At 74.7% G+C, this 13800-nt stretch carries 15 protein-coding genes and 1 pseudogene; 11 read left to right on the top strand and 5 right to left on the bottom strand.

Annotated features, from left to right (window positions below; all coding sequences use genetic code 11):
- Positions 1 to 30 precede the first annotated feature (30 nt).
- The 10 genes and pseudogenes from IH50_RS0107035 to IH50_RS0107080 all read left to right on the top strand — a co-directional run bounded on the left by IH50_RS0107035 (position 31) and on the right by IH50_RS0107080 (position 10274).
- Positions 31 to 1389 (top strand): CoA transferase, encoded by a 1359-nt coding sequence (locus tag IH50_RS0107035; RefSeq protein WP_030858463.1) that lies wholly within the window; start codon positions 31 to 33, stop codon positions 1387 to 1389.
- 344 nt (positions 1390 to 1733) lie between these two features.
- Complete coding sequence (locus tag IH50_RS0107040; protein WP_030858465.1) at positions 1734 to 2720, top strand: CopD family protein; 987 nt, start codon at positions 1734 to 1736, stop codon at positions 2718 to 2720.
- Between the two features lie 107 nt (positions 2721 to 2827).
- Positions 2828 to 3811, top strand: a complete 984-nt coding sequence (locus IH50_RS0107045; protein ID WP_030858467.1) for a DEDDh family exonuclease — start codon at positions 2828 to 2830, stop codon at positions 3809 to 3811.
- A gap of 97 nt (positions 3812 to 3908) precedes the next feature.
- Entirely contained in the window at positions 3909 to 4142 is a 234-nt protein-coding gene (locus tag IH50_RS0107050; RefSeq protein ID WP_078913883.1) for a hypothetical protein, read from the top strand.
- Between the two features lie 51 nt (positions 4143 to 4193).
- On the top strand, positions 4194 to 4988 hold the full coding sequence (locus IH50_RS0107055; RefSeq protein ID WP_030858471.1) for an SURF1 family protein: 795 nt from the start codon (positions 4194 to 4196) through the stop codon (positions 4986 to 4988).
- A gap of 200 nt (positions 4989 to 5188) precedes the next feature.
- A complete protein-coding gene (locus IH50_RS0107060; RefSeq protein ID WP_030858472.1) occupies positions 5189 to 6748 on the top strand; it encodes a sodium:solute symporter family protein in 1560 nt (519 codons plus the stop codon).
- Positions 6745 to 7343 (top strand): annotated as a pseudogene (locus IH50_RS37490) (sigma-70 family RNA polymerase sigma factor). The gene IH50_RS0107060 and the pseudogene IH50_RS37490 overlap by 4 nt, the downstream one beginning before the upstream one ends.
- Positions 7340 to 7699, top strand: coding sequence for a hypothetical protein (locus IH50_RS0107070; RefSeq protein ID WP_030858475.1), 360 nt, complete (start codon positions 7340 to 7342; stop codon positions 7697 to 7699). The pseudogene IH50_RS37490 and the gene IH50_RS0107070 overlap by 4 nt, the downstream one beginning before the upstream one ends.
- A 12-nt stretch (positions 7700 to 7711) precedes the next feature.
- Positions 7712 to 9514 (top strand): glycoside hydrolase family 15 protein, encoded by a 1803-nt coding sequence (locus IH50_RS0107075; protein WP_030858477.1) that lies wholly within the window; start codon positions 7712 to 7714, stop codon positions 9512 to 9514.
- Positions 9515 to 9518: 4 nt separating this feature from the next.
- Positions 9519 to 10274 (top strand): SDR family oxidoreductase, encoded by a 756-nt coding sequence (locus IH50_RS0107080; protein WP_030858479.1) that lies wholly within the window; start codon positions 9519 to 9521, stop codon positions 10272 to 10274.
- A gap of 204 nt (positions 10275 to 10478) precedes the next feature.
- Here IH50_RS0107080 and amaP read toward each other — a convergent pair whose 3' ends face one another.
- The 5 genes from amaP to IH50_RS0107105 are packed head-to-tail and all read right to left on the bottom strand — an operon-like array spanning position 10479 to position 12753.
- Complete coding sequence (gene amaP / locus IH50_RS0107085; RefSeq protein WP_030858481.1) at positions 10479 to 11057, bottom strand: alkaline shock response membrane anchor protein AmaP; 579 nt, start codon at positions 11055 to 11057, stop codon at positions 10479 to 10481.
- Between the two features lie 2 nt (positions 11058 to 11059).
- Positions 11060 to 11674 carry a DUF6286 domain-containing protein gene (locus IH50_RS0107090; RefSeq protein WP_030858483.1) on the bottom strand — a complete coding sequence of 205 codons (615 nt, stop codon included), beginning with the start codon at positions 11672 to 11674 and terminating at the stop codon, positions 11060 to 11062.
- Positions 11674 to 12051, bottom strand: coding sequence for a hypothetical protein (locus IH50_RS0107095; RefSeq protein ID WP_030858485.1), 378 nt, complete (start codon positions 12049 to 12051; stop codon positions 11674 to 11676). Before IH50_RS0107095 ends, IH50_RS0107090 begins: the two co-directional genes overlap by 1 nt.
- Complete coding sequence (locus tag IH50_RS0107100) at positions 12048 to 12233, bottom strand: hypothetical protein (protein ID WP_030858487.1); 186 nt, start codon at positions 12231 to 12233, stop codon at positions 12048 to 12050. Before IH50_RS0107100 ends, IH50_RS0107095 begins: the two co-directional genes overlap by 4 nt.
- Positions 12234 to 12258: 25 nt before the next feature.
- Positions 12259 to 12753 carry an Asp23/Gls24 family envelope stress response protein gene (locus tag IH50_RS0107105; protein ID WP_030858489.1) on the bottom strand — a complete coding sequence of 165 codons (495 nt, stop codon included), beginning with the start codon at positions 12751 to 12753 and terminating at the stop codon, positions 12259 to 12261.
- 86 nt (positions 12754 to 12839) lie between these two features.
- On the opposite strand from IH50_RS0107105, the gene IH50_RS0107110 reads away from it, so the two are divergent.
- Positions 12840 to 13574 (top strand): hypothetical protein, encoded by a 735-nt coding sequence (locus tag IH50_RS0107110; RefSeq protein ID WP_030858491.1) that lies wholly within the window; start codon positions 12840 to 12842, stop codon positions 13572 to 13574.
- Positions 13575 to 13800: the final 226 nt, after the last annotated feature.

A 13800-nucleotide genomic window follows, 5' to 3' on the forward strand; every position in this document is an offset into this window, starting at 1 on the left:
GCCCGGCCCCTCTCACGGCATAGTGCGGTCATGACTGATCTCGCGTCCGTATGGTCCGCCCTGGGCGGCGATCCCGCCCTCCTTCCGCGCGTGTCGGCCGTCGAACGGCCCGGTGTGCTGAACGCCCGGCTGCCGGTACGGGAACTGGCGCGCGCCTGTGTGGGCGCGTGCGCGCTGGCCGCCGCCGAGCTGGGGGCGCGGCGGGCGGGCGGCGAGGTGCCGGCGGTGCGGGTGGACGACGGGGCGGTGGCCACGGCGTTCGTCAGCGAGCGGCATCTGCGGGTCGACGGGCGGGCCCCGGAGACGTTCGCGCCGCTGTCGCGGTTCTGGCGCACGGCCGACGGGTGGGTGCGCACGCACGCCAACTATCCGCACCACCGGGCCCGGCTGCGGGCCGCGCTGGGCGTGCCGGAGGCCCCGGACGCGGTGGCGGCGGCGCTCGCGGAACGCTCCGCGCTCGAGGTCGAGGAGGCGGTGTGCACGGCCGGAGGGCTCGCCGTCGCCCTGCGGACGCCCGGGGAGTGGGCGGCGCACGCGCAGGGCGTGGAGGTCGCCGGGCGCCCCCTGGTGGAGCGCGAGCGGCTGGATGCGGCCCCCGCACGGGTGTTCGCCCCGGTGGGCCGGGATCCGCTGCTGCCCGCGGCGGGGCTGCGGGTACTGGACCTCACGCGAGTGCTCGCGGGGCCGGTCGCCACCCGTACGCTCGCGCTGCTGGGCGCGGACGTGCTGCGCGTGGACGCGCCGGGGCTGCCCGAGATCGCCGACCAGCACGCCGACACGGGGTTCGGGAAGCGGTCGGCGCTACTGGATCTCACGGCCGACCGGGAGGTGTTCGAGGAGTTGCTCGCGTCGGCGGACGTGGTGGTGACGGGGTACCGGCCGGGGGCCCTGGACCGTTTCGGGCTGACACCCCGGGCGCTGGCGGAGCGGCGGCCGGGGGTGGTGGTGGCGCAGGTGTCGGCGTGGGGGGCGTACGGGCCGTGGGGGGACCGGCGGGGGTTCGACAGTCTGGTGCAGGTGGCGACGGGGATCGCGGCGGTCGAAGGGTCCTCGGAGGGGCGGCCGGGGGTGCTGCCGGCACAGGCGCTCGACCATGGCACGGGGTACTTGCTGGCGGCGGGGGTGCTGCGGGCGCTCGGTGAGCAGGGGGAGGAGGGCGGGAGCAGGGTCGTGCGGGTGGCGTTGGCGCGGACGGCGGGGTGGTTGCTGGAGGGGCCCCGAAGCGGCGGGGCTTCCGCCGATGTGCCTGCGGCTCAGTGGCTCGCGGAGCGGGACGGTCCGCTGGGGAGGCTGCGGTACGCGCTGTCGCCGGTGGTGTTCGAGGGCGGGCCGCGTGACTGGGCGCGGACGCCGGGGCGTTGGGGAGCCGATTCGGCTCGGTGGGTCTGAGGTACCGCGCGGAGTTTCACTTACCGGCGTCGGCAGGGTGCCTCCCCCACTCTCGGTTCGCTCGAGCGGGAGGTGCCCCCACCGCCCACCCGTGCCGCCCTGGGGGTACCTCCCAGGCCCTTAAGGCACTGGGGGGAGGCACGACTGCCCGCAGCTACGGCGGCACGATTGCCCGCGGCTGCGGCGGCGCGACTGACCGCAGTCGGGAGGGCGGGCGCCGGCCCAGCCGCGCGACTGACCGCAGTCGGGGAAGCGGGCGTCGGTCCAGTGGTACGGCTGCTCGCAGGCGGGGCGCGGGCTTGCCCGCTTCTGTGGGGCCTTGTGAAGATCCTGGGGTGAGTCTGATGAGAACCGGGGCCGGGGTGGACGGTGCGCGAAGGAGCGGGCGGGGGCGGGCCGTTGCCGTGCTCGTGCTGGTGACGCTCGGGGCGGTGATACCGCTGTTCGGACCCTCGGCCGCGTTGCGGGGGACCGGGGAGGCCGATGCGCCCGGTACCGGGGGGATCGGCCTGCTGCGGGCGGTGTTGTTCGCGGCGTTGTCCATACCCGTCGGCGAGTTGTTCGTGCGGCGGCTGACGCGTTCCGTGCCCGGTGCTCCGCCCACCGAGCCCCGTAGTTGGTCGACCGCGGCGAACTCCGCCGGCTTCGTGGCCGCCCTCGGACTGGCCTCCGTGGTGGCCACCGGCAACCTGGTACCGGACGGCCTCGCCGACATCGACGTCGGCGGTCTCTACGACTCCGGGGACGGCAAACTCGCCCTCCTGGAGGTCAACGCCTTCCTCGCGGCGGCCCTGTGCGCCGCGTCCGGCCGTCCCGGTACCCAGGTGTGGCCGCTGGCCGCGGTGATGGCCGCGGAGGCGCTGCGCGCGCATCCGACGACCGAGTACAGCCCGCTCGTCGGCTCCGGGCTGACCCTGGTGCACCTGGTCTGCGCGTCGCTCTGGACGGGCGGCCTGCTGCACGCGCTGCGCACCCTGCGGCGGTGGCGGGGCGCGGAGGCGGGTGCCGTGCTGCTGGGGCGCTACGCGCGCGTGGCGGTCGTTCTGCTCGCCGCCGTCACCGCGACGGGCGTGTGCAGTTCGCTGCGCCGGATGCCGCCGGAGACGATCCTGGAGCAGCTGACGGACACGGCGTACGGGCGGGTCCTGCTCGCCAAGGTGATCCTGATGGCCGGGGTCGCCGTCCTCGCCCTGTGGGCCCGGATCCGGCTGGCCCGCGCGGAGGATCCGCTGACCGCCTGCTCCCCCGCGCGGGCGGAGGTGTACGCGCTCGGCGTGGTGGTCGCGGTGTCGGGGCTGCTGACGGCGCTTCCGGTGCCGATCCGCTGGTGAACGGGCGTGCGCGCCCCGTACGGGCCTTCCCGTCGACCGGGTGCGCGGGCCGCGCGGAGGGGCCTGACGGACGGCGGTGTCGGTCCCGGCCCGTATCCTCGTGAACCATGCTCGATGACCTCACGACCGCAGCCTCCTCCCCCGCCGTGTGGCCGGCCGCGTATCTGCAGGGGTACGCGGTCGTCGACGTGGAGACCACGGGGCTGGCCCGGGACGACCGCATCATCTCCGCGGCCGTCTACCGGCTGGACGCGCGCGGCGAGGTCGAGGACCACTGGTACACGGTGGTCAATCCGGAGCGGGACCCGGGCCCGGTGTGGATACACGGCCTGACGAGCGACGTACTGGAGGGGGCGCCCCTCTTCCAGGACATCGCCGCGGAGTTCGCGGCCCGGCTGGAGGGGCGGGTGCTGGTCGCGCACAACGCGGTCTTCGACTGGCAGATGATCGCCCGGGAGTACGCCCGCGCGCGCGGCGAGGCGCCGGTGAAGCAGCGGCTGTGCACCATCGCCCTCTCCAAGGAGCTGAAGCTTCCGCTGCCCAACCACAAACTGGAGTCGCTCGCCGCGCACTTCGGTGTCGTACAGGAGCGGGCGCACCACGCGCTGGACGACGCGCGGGTGCTGGCGGAGGCGTTCCGGCCCAGTCTGCGGGCCGCGGCGGCGAGCGGCCTACGGCTGCCGCTGCACGAGTGCCTGCCGCTGACCGAGTGGACGGACCGTCCCCGCACCGGGCAGCAGGCGAGTCCCGGCGGTTACCGGCCGGCCGGTTGGCGCCCGTCCCGCAAGCGGCCCGCGTGCCCGTACCCCAACCCCGGACGCTACGAGCCGGGCGGGCGGCTCAAGCAGGGCATGCGGGTGGCGTTCTCCGGGGACACCTCGGTCGAGCGGGAGCTGCTGGAGGACCGCGCGACGGAGGCGGGCCTGCATGTCGCCGGCAGCCTGTCCCGGCTCACCAGCCTCCTCGTCACCAACGACCCGGACTCGGGCACGTCCAAGGTGGTCAAGGCCCGGCAGTACGGCACCCCGGTCGTCGACGAGGCCGCGTTCGGCCAGCTCCTCGGGGACGTCGAAGCCGCGCCGGAAGACTGACCGGGGCGCCGGGCACGACCGTACGGACGGGTGATCGGCGGGCGACTCGCCCGCCGCCCGCTCGCCCGCGCCGGGCCGACGGCCCACCCTGTGACCCATGGCGACATGCGAAGTCTGCGGCAACAGCTACGGAATGACCTTCGAGGTGCACGCACAGGGTGCGGTGCACGTCTTCGACTGCTTCTCCTGTGCGATCCACCGCATGGCCCCGATCTGCGAGCACTGCAGGGTGCAGATCATCGGCCAGGGCGTCGAGGCCGACGGTCACTGGTTCTGCGGCGCGCACTGCGCCCGCGCGGAGGGAAAGGCGGGGATCGTCGACCGGGTCTGAATGGACGTACCCGCCTCAAAGCACCCCTCGGCCGAGTTGTACGGTCGTGGGGTGTACCGCTTCTTGTCGTCCCGCCAATGGGTGATCATCACGCTGGTCGCCCTGCTCCTCATCCCCACGATGATCTGGCTGGGCTTCTGGCAGATGGACCGCTACGGGGAGCGCGACGCCCGCAACCGGCTGGTCGCCGACGCGCTGGCCGCCGATCCGGTGCCGGTGGAGCGGCTGGCCGCGCCGGGGGACGCCGTGACCCGCGCCGAGCGGTACCGCACCGTGACCGCCAAGGGGCGCTTCGACACCGATGACGAGGTCGTCGTCCGCCGGCGCACCAACGCCGACGACCGGGTCGGCTTCCACGTCCTGACCCCCTTCGTCCTCGACGACGGCAAGGTCCTGCTGGTCAACCGGGGCTGGATCCCCTCGGAGGCGGGCCAGACCGCGTTCCCCGAGGTTCCCGCGCCGCCGCGCGGCGAGGTCACGATCAAGGGCCGGCTGATGCCCGACGAGACGACCGAGGCGAGCGGCATCAAGGACCTCGAGGGGCTGCCGGACCGGCAGATCATGCTGATCAACAGCGAGCGGGAGGCGGAGCGTCTCGGTGCCCAGGTGCTCGGCGGCTATGTGGCGCAGACGGCGCCCGAGCCGAAGGACGGCACCCCGGAGCGGCTCGGGGACCCCGGCAAGGAGAACTCCGCGCTGAACTACGCGTACGCCGTCCAGTGGTGGCTGTTCGCGGCGGCCGTACCGGTCGGCTGGTTCGTGCTGGCCCGTCGCGAGGCCCGGGAGCGGGCCCGCGCGGCAGCCGAGGCGGCGGACGCCGAGGAGACGGAGCCGGCGGCGGTGTAGCGGGCCCCACGGCCCCACCGGGGACCCGCGCCGGGGCGCGCCTCAGGGACACGCGCCGTAGCCGGGAATGACCGGTCCGTGCTGTGACCTGCGCTCCTCTCCCGGTTCGGGGCGTTCTGTGCGAGAGTGACGCGGCGTACCGGACGGGCCGTGCGCGCGGCTCTCCCCGAGGGCATCCAGCACAGCGAGGACGGTGATGCATGGCCGATGGCGCCATGACCGCGACGTTCCTCGCCGTGATCGGCGGGGCGTCGCTGCTCGCCGTCACCGCGCGGCGGCTGCGGCCGAGCGACCGGCTGCCCTCGCTGGAGGGCTGGGCGCTGGCCGACCGGAGCCTCGGCGGCGGCTGGACCTGGCTGCTGCTCGGCGGGACGGTCTACACGGCGTACACCTTCACCGCCGTACCGGGTCTGGCGTACGGCAACGGGGCGCCCGCCTTCTTCGCGGTGCCGTACACGGTGATCGTCTGCCCGCTCGCGTTCGTGCTGCTGAGCCGGTTGTGGAGCGTGGCCCGGCGGCACGGCTACATCACCGTCGCCGACTTCGTGCGCGGCCGGTACGGGTCGCCGCCGCTGGCGCTGGTGGTCGCGCTGACCGGGATCCTGGCGACGATGCCGTATCTGGCGCTGCAACTGCTCGGCATCCGCGCGGTGCTCACCGCGGGCGGGCTGTATCCGCACGGGGCGACCGGGGACCTGGTGATGGTGGCGGTGTTCGCGGGGCTCGCGGTGGCCACCTACCGGCACGGGCTGCGGGCGCCCACGGTGATCGCGGCGCTGAAGGCGGCGGCGGTGTTCGTCTCGCTCACCGCCGTGTGCTGGCTGGTGCTGCGGCGCTTCGGCGGGCCGGGCGCGGTCTTCGACGGGGCGGCCCGCGCGCTCGGCGGCACGGACACGGCGCACTCCCCGCTGCTGCTGGCGCCGGGGCAGCAGCCGGCGTACGCGACGCTGGCGCTCGGCTCCGCGCTGGCCCTGCTGATGTATCCGCACGTGCTCACCGCCGGGTTCGCCGCCGACGGGACGCGCACCCTGCGCAAGGTGTCGGCGGGGCTGCCCGCCTGGACGGCGCTGCTGGCGCTCTTCGGGTTCCTCGGCATCGCGGCCCTGGCGGCCGGGGTGCGGGCTCCGGCGGGCACCGCCGAGGCGGCGGTGCCGATGCTCGTCGACCGGCTGATGCCGGGCCCCCTCGCCGGGCTGGTGTTCGGTTCGATCGTGGTGGGCGCGCTGGTGCCCGCGGCGGTGATGTCGATCGCGGCGGCGACGAGCTTCGTACGGAACGTGTACGTCGAGTACGTGCATCCGACGGCCACGCCGAAGCGACAGGTGCGGGTCGCCAGGGCGGTGTCGCTAACCGCGAAGCTCGGGGCGGTGGCGTTCGTGTTCGGGCTGCGCGACCAGGACGCGATCAACCTCCAGTTGCTCGGCGGGGTGTGGATCCTGCAGATCTTCCCGGCGGTGGCGGTGGGGCTGTACACGCGGTGGCTGCATCCGCGGGCGCTGCTCGCCGGGTGGGCCGTGGGCATGGTGGCCGGGACGTGTCTGGTGGTGCGCGAGGGGTTCTCCTCGATCGTGCCGCTCGGCACCGGCACCGGACCGCTGGAGATCTACGCCGGGATCGCCGCCCTGCTGCTCAACCTGACCGTCGCGGTGGCCGGCACCGCCGTCCTCGCCGGCCTCGGCGTCCCGCGCGGCGCCGACGCCACCGGCCTGCCGTCCCGCCTGACGGCCGGGCGACGTCCACAGACGGGAGCGGACACGTGAGACGCGGACAGCACCCCCGGACCACCCTGCCACCCGCCCCGGCGCCCGCGGCGGTGCCGCCGAGGCCGCTCGGGCCCCCGTCACCGGCCCGGACGACGTGGAGCGGGAGGCCGGTGTCGCCCGCCTCTTCGAACTGCACTACTCCTCGATGCTGCGGCTCGCCGTGCTGCTCGGCGCGGACGACCCGGAGAACGTGGTGGCCGAGGCGTACTACCGGATCTATCGCAGATGGCGGCGGCTGAAGGACGTGGCCGCGGCGGAGGCGTCCTTGCGCTCCACCGTCTGCGACCTGACCCGGACGCGGACCGGCCACCTCCAGGCCGCCCGCCGGCACGAGGAGCGTCCGGCGGCCCCGCCGGACGAGACCGTGGCCTCCGCCGAGAACACCGCGCTGCTCCGTGACGACCAGCGGGTGCTGATCGACGCGCTCCAGCGTCTTCCGGCCCGGCAGCGCGAGGCGCTGGTGCTGCGCCACTGGCTCGGGCTGAAGGAGAGCGAGATAGCCGACGCGATGGGCATCTCCCGTGGTTCCGTCAAGACGCACACCTCGCGCGGTATCTCCGCGCTGACCCAGGCGATGGAGGCCCGGCGATGACGCACCGAGACGCGACTCCGTCGCGTGGCACCGGCCCGGACCGCACGGACCACGAGCCGGCCGGGCCGCGTCCGCCGGACGCGGAGCGGACCGAACGGGAACTGCGCGACGCCCTCCAGGCCCTGGCCGGCGGGGTGCTGCCCGACCCCGACGCCTACCGCACCGCGCGCGGCGCGTGGCTGCGCCGCGAACGCCGGCGGCGGCTCGTCCTCGCCGTGCTCGTCGCCGTCGTCTTCGCGCTGGCCACGCTGATCGGCCTGTGGGTGCTCAACCAGGCCCCCTCGGACCCCGGTGTCATCTTCTCCGGCGACGGCGCGGCGGCCGACGGCCCGTCACTCCCCCGGCTCCGACCCTGATTGCCGCCCCCGATGGCCGGGAACCCGCACCCCGTGCACCGTATCGAGGACTACGCGCTCATCGGCGACGAACAGACCGCTGCCCTGGTGGGCGCGGACGGCTCGGTCGACTGGCTCTGTCTGCCCCGCTTCGACTCGGCGGCCTGCTTCGCGCGGCTGCTCGGGGACGAGGACAACGGGCACTGGCGCATCGCCCCCGCCGGCGCGGACCGGTGCGCCCGCCGCTCGTACCGCGAGGACACGCTCGTCCTGGACACCGAGTGGGAGACCCCCGAAGGGGCGGTGCTGGTCACCGACCTGATGCCGCAGCGGCACCGTGCGCCGGACCTGGTGCGGATCGTGCAGGGCGTACGGGGTGAGGTGACCGTGCGCAGCACGCTGCGGCTGCGCTTCGACTACGGCTCGGTCGTGCCGTGGGTGCGCCGGGCGGACGGCCACCGGGTGGCGGTGGCCGGGCCGGACTCGGCGTGGCTGCGCAGCGTCCCGGAGGTGGACACCTGGGGCGAGGACCTGGCCACCGTCTCGGAGTTCACGGTGCGGGAGGGCGAGCGGGTCGCGTTCGTGCTGACCTGGCACCCCTCCCACGAGCCGCGGCCCCCGCTGGTCGACCCGTACTCCTCGCTGCGGCACAGCGTGAAGGACTGGCGTGCCTGGGCGGCGCGGTGCCGTTACGACGGCCCGCACCGGGACGCGGTCGTCCGGTCGCTGATCACCCTCAAGGCGCTCACCTACCGCCCCACCGGCGGCATCGTCGCCGCGCCCACCACCTCGCTGCCGGAGGAGCCGGGCGGGGTGCGCAACTGGGACTACCGCTTCTGCTGGCTGCGCGACTCCACCCTGACCCTGAAGGCGCTGCTGGCCGCCGGGTACCAGGAGGAGGCGGAGGCCTGGCGCAACTGGCTGCTCCGCGCGGTGGCGGGCGATCCGGCGGACCTGCAGATCATGTACGGGCTCGCGGGCGAGCGGCGGCTGCCGGAGTTCGAACTGCCGTGGCTGTCCGGCTTCGGCGGCGCCAGGCCGGTCCGGGTCGGCAACGACGCCGTGAACCAGCTCCAGCTCGACGTGTACGGAGAGGTCGTGGACTCCCTTGCGCTGGCCCGGCGTTCGGGGCTGTCCGCGCAGCCGGACGTGTGGGCGCTGCAGTCGGTGCTGCTGAAGTTCCTGCACACGGCCTGGCGGCAGCCGGACGAGGGGCTGTGGGAGGTGCGCAGCGGCCGGCGGCACTTCGTGCACTCCAAGGTGATGGTGTGGGTGGCCGCCGACCGCCTGGTGCGCGCACTGGAGGAATCCCCCGGCCTCGAGGGCGACTTGGACGGCTGGCGGGAGCTGCGCGACGAGGTGCACCGGGAGGTGTGCGAGAAGGGCTACGACCCCGCGCGGAACACGTTCACGCAGTCGTACGGCTCGCGCGAACTCGACGCCGCGCTGCTGCTGATCCCCCGGGTGGGTTTCCTGCCGCCCGACGATCCCCGGGTGCTCGGCACCATCGAGGCGGTCCGCGCGGAGCTGGGGCAGGACGGGTTCGTACGCCGCTACACGCCGGACGCGACGGCCGTCGACGGGCTGCCCGGCGGGGAGGGCACGTTCCTGGTCTGTTCGTTCTGGCTCGCGGACGCCCTGCACATGACCGGCAGGACGGAGGAGGCGCGCGCGCTGTTCGAGCGGCTGCTGGGGCTCGCCAACGACGTGGGTCTGCTGGCGGAGGAGTACGACCCGGCGGGCGGGCGGCTGCTGGGCAACTTCCCGCAGGCGTTCAGCCACATCGGCCTGGTGAACACCGCGCTCGCCCTGTTCGGGGACGAGGGGGCAGGATAGGGCCATGGATCTTGGACTGAAGGACCGGGTGTACGTCGTCACCGGGGCGACCCGCGGGCTGGGCAACGCCTCCGCGCGGGAGCTCGTCGCCGACGGCGCGAAGGTGGTCGTCACGGGGCGGGAGGAGAAGTCCGTCGCCGAGGCGGCGTCCGCGCTGGGGCCGGACGCGGTCGGGGTGGCCGTCGACAACGCCGATCCCGAGGCGCCGGCGCGGCTGATCGCCACCGCGCGGGAGCGGTTCGGGCGCTTCGACGGCATCCTCGTCAGCGTGGGCGGTCCGCCGCCGGGGTTCGTCGCCGACACCACCGACGAGCAGTGGCGGGCGGCGTTCGAGTCGGTGTTCCTGGGTGCGGTGCGGATGGCGCGGGCGGCCGCGGCGGAGCTGGGTGAGGGGGGTGTCATCGGGTTCGTGCTGTCGGGGTCGGTGCACGAGCCGATTCCCGGGCTGACCATTTCCAACGGGCTGCGGCCGGGACTGGCCGGGTTCGCGAAGTCGCTGGCGGACGAGTTGGGGCCGCGGGGGATCCGGGTGGTGGGGCTGCTGCCGGGGCGTATCGACACGGACCGGGTGCGGGAGCTGGACGCCTTGTCGGCGGATCCGGAGGCCACGCGGCGGGCCGCGGAGTCCCGGATTCCGTTGCGGCGGTACGGGACGCCGGGGGAATTCGGCCGTACGGCCGCGTTCCTGCTGTCGCCGGCGGCGTCGTATCTGTCCGGGGTGATGGTGCCGGTGGACGGCGGGGTGCGGCACGGGTTCTGACGGCCGGTTCGGTGGGTGCGGTGACGCTGGGGCGCTGTGCCGGGCGGCTTGCTGGTGCGCTGTGCCGGTGCCGGTGCCGGTGCCGGGCGGGGGTGGGTTGCGCGGCCCGGCGCTTGCGGGTGCCGTCGCGCCCACCCGTGCCGCCCTGCGGCACGATTGCCCGCGGACGCGGGGACGCGGGGACGCGGGGACGCGGGGGCGCGGTCAGGTTACTCGTTCCGGGGGGTGTTTCACGGATTGCAGGCGGGCCTCCGTGGGGAGGGTGGGGTGGCCTGTGGAGGTCCGGGCGTGGGTGAGGGGGCCCTTCGCCAGGGCGCGCAGGGCGGTCACCGGGTCGATGTGGGGGTGCAGGCGGAGGAGTACGCGGGTTCTGGGGGCGTTCCTGTGGCCGGTGAGGAGGACATGGGCCCGGTCCACGCCGTCCAGGTGGCCCGCCTCCTCGGCGATGGCCTGTTCCAGAGCCCTTCCACGCAGTGACGCGCCCTCGTCGTCGCCGGTGTCGAGCAGCACCTCGGCCGGTCGCCGCCGGCGCAGCACCGCGAGCAGCCACCACAGGGAGAGCAGCACCAGGACGGCGAGCACGGCGATGACGACCGGCCACCACCAGCCGTCGTCCCGCCACCGGGTCCGCTCGGCCTCGTCCAGCAGCACGTCGTGCCGCCCGTCGTGCGGCCACCAGGAGGGCACCGGAGCCCCCAGCCCGACCGCCAGCACGGACCCGCCGAGGACGAACAGCACCAGCCCCGTGATCCCGAGCAGCACCCGGTTGACGCCCTTGAGCATCCCTACCGCCCCTTCCGGCCGGGCCGCCGTACGCGCAGCGACAGCGAGGGCGGCCGGGCCAGGCCGAGCCCCGCCACGGCGTCGTCGAGCGTCGCGGTCAGGTCGGCCCGTACGTCGTCCAGTTCACGGAAGTGCGACACCACGCGGACGTCCGCGCGGGCGCGTTTCACCCTGACCCGCACCGACCGTACGCCGGCCACCTCCAGGGCCCGGTCCCGCAGCACCGTCGCGGCGGCGTCCCGGTGCAGTGCCGCGCGGACGTCGGGATCCACGGGGCGCATCGGCAGCAGGGCGCGCAGACCGGGGGTCAGGGCTAGCACCAGCAGCCAGAGTCCGAGGGCACAGGCGACCCCGGCGCCGGTCAGCACCCAGATGTCGTCCAGGGGCCGTTCGGCGAGTTGCCGGGCCAGTTCCCGGCGCCAGCCCAGCGCGGCGCGGTGGGCCCGCACCGCGACGACGTCGTACAGGAACGCGCCCGAGACCACCAGGGCCGACAGCGCGACCAGGCCCGCGGGGACCCGGCGGGCCGACCAGAAGCGCCGGTGGACGCCGGAGCCGCCGGGTGCCTCCGCGGGCGGCGGGTCCTTCTCCAGGACCGTGCCCTCGGGTCCGCTCATCACGTCCTCCCCCGGTCCGCTTCCGGCGCGGCCGTCAGGTGCAGCCGTTCGACCAGGACGACGACCTCCGGTACGTGCATCCCCGCCAGGGCGCGCACCCGGTCGACCACCTGGCGCCGCACCCGCGCGCACCGGCCGCCGATGTCGCCGGGGTAGCCGAGTTCGATGTGCACCCGGACCCGGGCGGCCTCGTGGCGCACCACCACCGTGGCGTGCGGCGGGGCGGCGCCCGGCGGCAGGGGGCCGGCCGCCTCGCGGGCCGCCTGCGAGGCGATCTTCGCGACCACCCGGTCGGCGATCCTGGTCGCCCCGCGCTCACCCGGCGCGACGGCGGCCGGGCCCCGGCCGGGCTCGACGACCGTGCTCACCGCCGTCACCGCCGCCGTTCGTCACGGGAGCGGAAGAAGTCACCGGGTTCCAGGTCTCCCTCGAGGAACCTCCCGACGACGAACCCGACGGCGCCCAGGGCCGCCACCAGCAAAAACGCCCCGAATCCGCCGAAGTATCCGGCGAAGCCCAATGCCATGCCGGCGATCATGCCGACCACGGCCATGTTCATGGTGTGCTCCTCCGCTCACCGAGCCTCACTGAAGGCGGGTCTCCGGCTCCTCGTCCTCCTCCTCGGGCAGCTTCACGTCGCTCACCGCGATGTTGACCTCGACCACCTCCAGTCCGGTCATCCGCTCGACCGCCGCGATGACGTTCTCCCGTACGGCCCTGGCGACGTCGGCGATGGACACGCCGTAGTCGACGACGATCTCCAGGTCGAGCGCGGTCTGCACCTCGCCGACCTCGGCCTTCACTCCGCGCGTCGCCGACTTCGAACCGCCGGGCACCCGGTCGCGTACGGCGCCGAAGGTCCGTGACAGGCCGCTGCCCATGGCGTGCACGCCGAGCACGTCCCGCGCGGCCAGCCCCGCGATCTTCTCGACGACACCGTCGGCGATGGTGGTGCGGCCACGGGTCGCCGGGTCACCGCCGCCGCGCCGGGTTCCCTGGCCCTTGCGGGGGGCGGTCTCCAAGAGGTTCTTCTCCGGGTCGGGGGCCCGTACCGGGCCTCCCTCGGTCATGTCGGTCATCGCCGTACGTCCCTTCGGTCGTCCTCCACCGACCACGGTATGCGTGGTTGCCCGGTACCGCGCCAAAGATGCGTCAGGCTGGAGGAATGACGGCGGACCGGTGGGCTCGGGCGGTGCGGCAGCAGGTCGGGCTGGGCAGGATCCTGGCCCTGGGAGGGCCGCACGACGGCACGTGGATCGCGGAGCGGGCGGCGGAGGCGGTGCTGCGGCGCGCGGTGGTACGGGACGCGCCGGGCGTACGCCTGGACGGTGTACGGATCGGGCTCGCCGGTCCGGAGGGGGTGACGGGCGAGCCGGCCGTGCCGCCTCCGCCGGGGGCGGTGCCGCCGGGGGTGCTGCGGCTGACCGTCGAGTTCGCGGCCACTGCGGCGCGGCCGGTGCCGGTGACTGCGTCGCTTCTACGGGAGGTGTTGACGGAAGTGGTGGTGGAGCAGGTCGGGTTGGCCGTCGGGGAGGTGGATCTGCGGGTGGTGGATCTGTTGGATACGGAGGCTGAGGTCGGGCCTGCGCCTGAGCCGGAGCGGGAGCGGGAGGCGGAGTCGCCACCGTCCTCGGACGGTGGCGACTCCGAGGTGGGTCGTGTCGCTGCGGCGGCGCTCGCCGTGCCGGGGGTGAGCCGGCTGACGGGGGTGCTGGGGCGGTCGGTTCACCTGACCGAGCACCGGGGGGACACCGGCCTGTCTCGTCGCCACGCGCGCGTGGACCTCGCGGTCGCGGCGGACGCCCGTCCGCTGGAGGTGGCCCGGAGGGTCCGTTCGGCGGTGACCGGATCGCTGCCGGACCGTCCCAGCGTGGCTGTACTGATCACGGCGGTCGACTGAACCGTCGGGAGGTCGTGCGGCCCGGCGCCTTGCGGGTGCCCCGGCGTTGGTGCGGGCCGGGGGTGTTCGCGCTGCCCGGCGCTTGCGGGGTGCCTCCCCCACTCTCGGCTGCGCTCGAGCGGGAGGTACCCCCACCGCCCACCCGTGCCGCCCTGGGGGTACCCCCAGGCCCTTAAGGCACTGGGGGAGGCACGACTGCCCGCGGGAACGGGGGCGCGGGTGCCCG

Origin of the sequence: Streptomyces sp. NRRL S-37 (genome assembly GCF_000721605.1) — a bacterium.
In the GTDB taxonomy this organism is placed as follows: domain Bacteria; phylum Actinomycetota; class Actinomycetes; order Streptomycetales; family Streptomycetaceae; genus Streptomyces.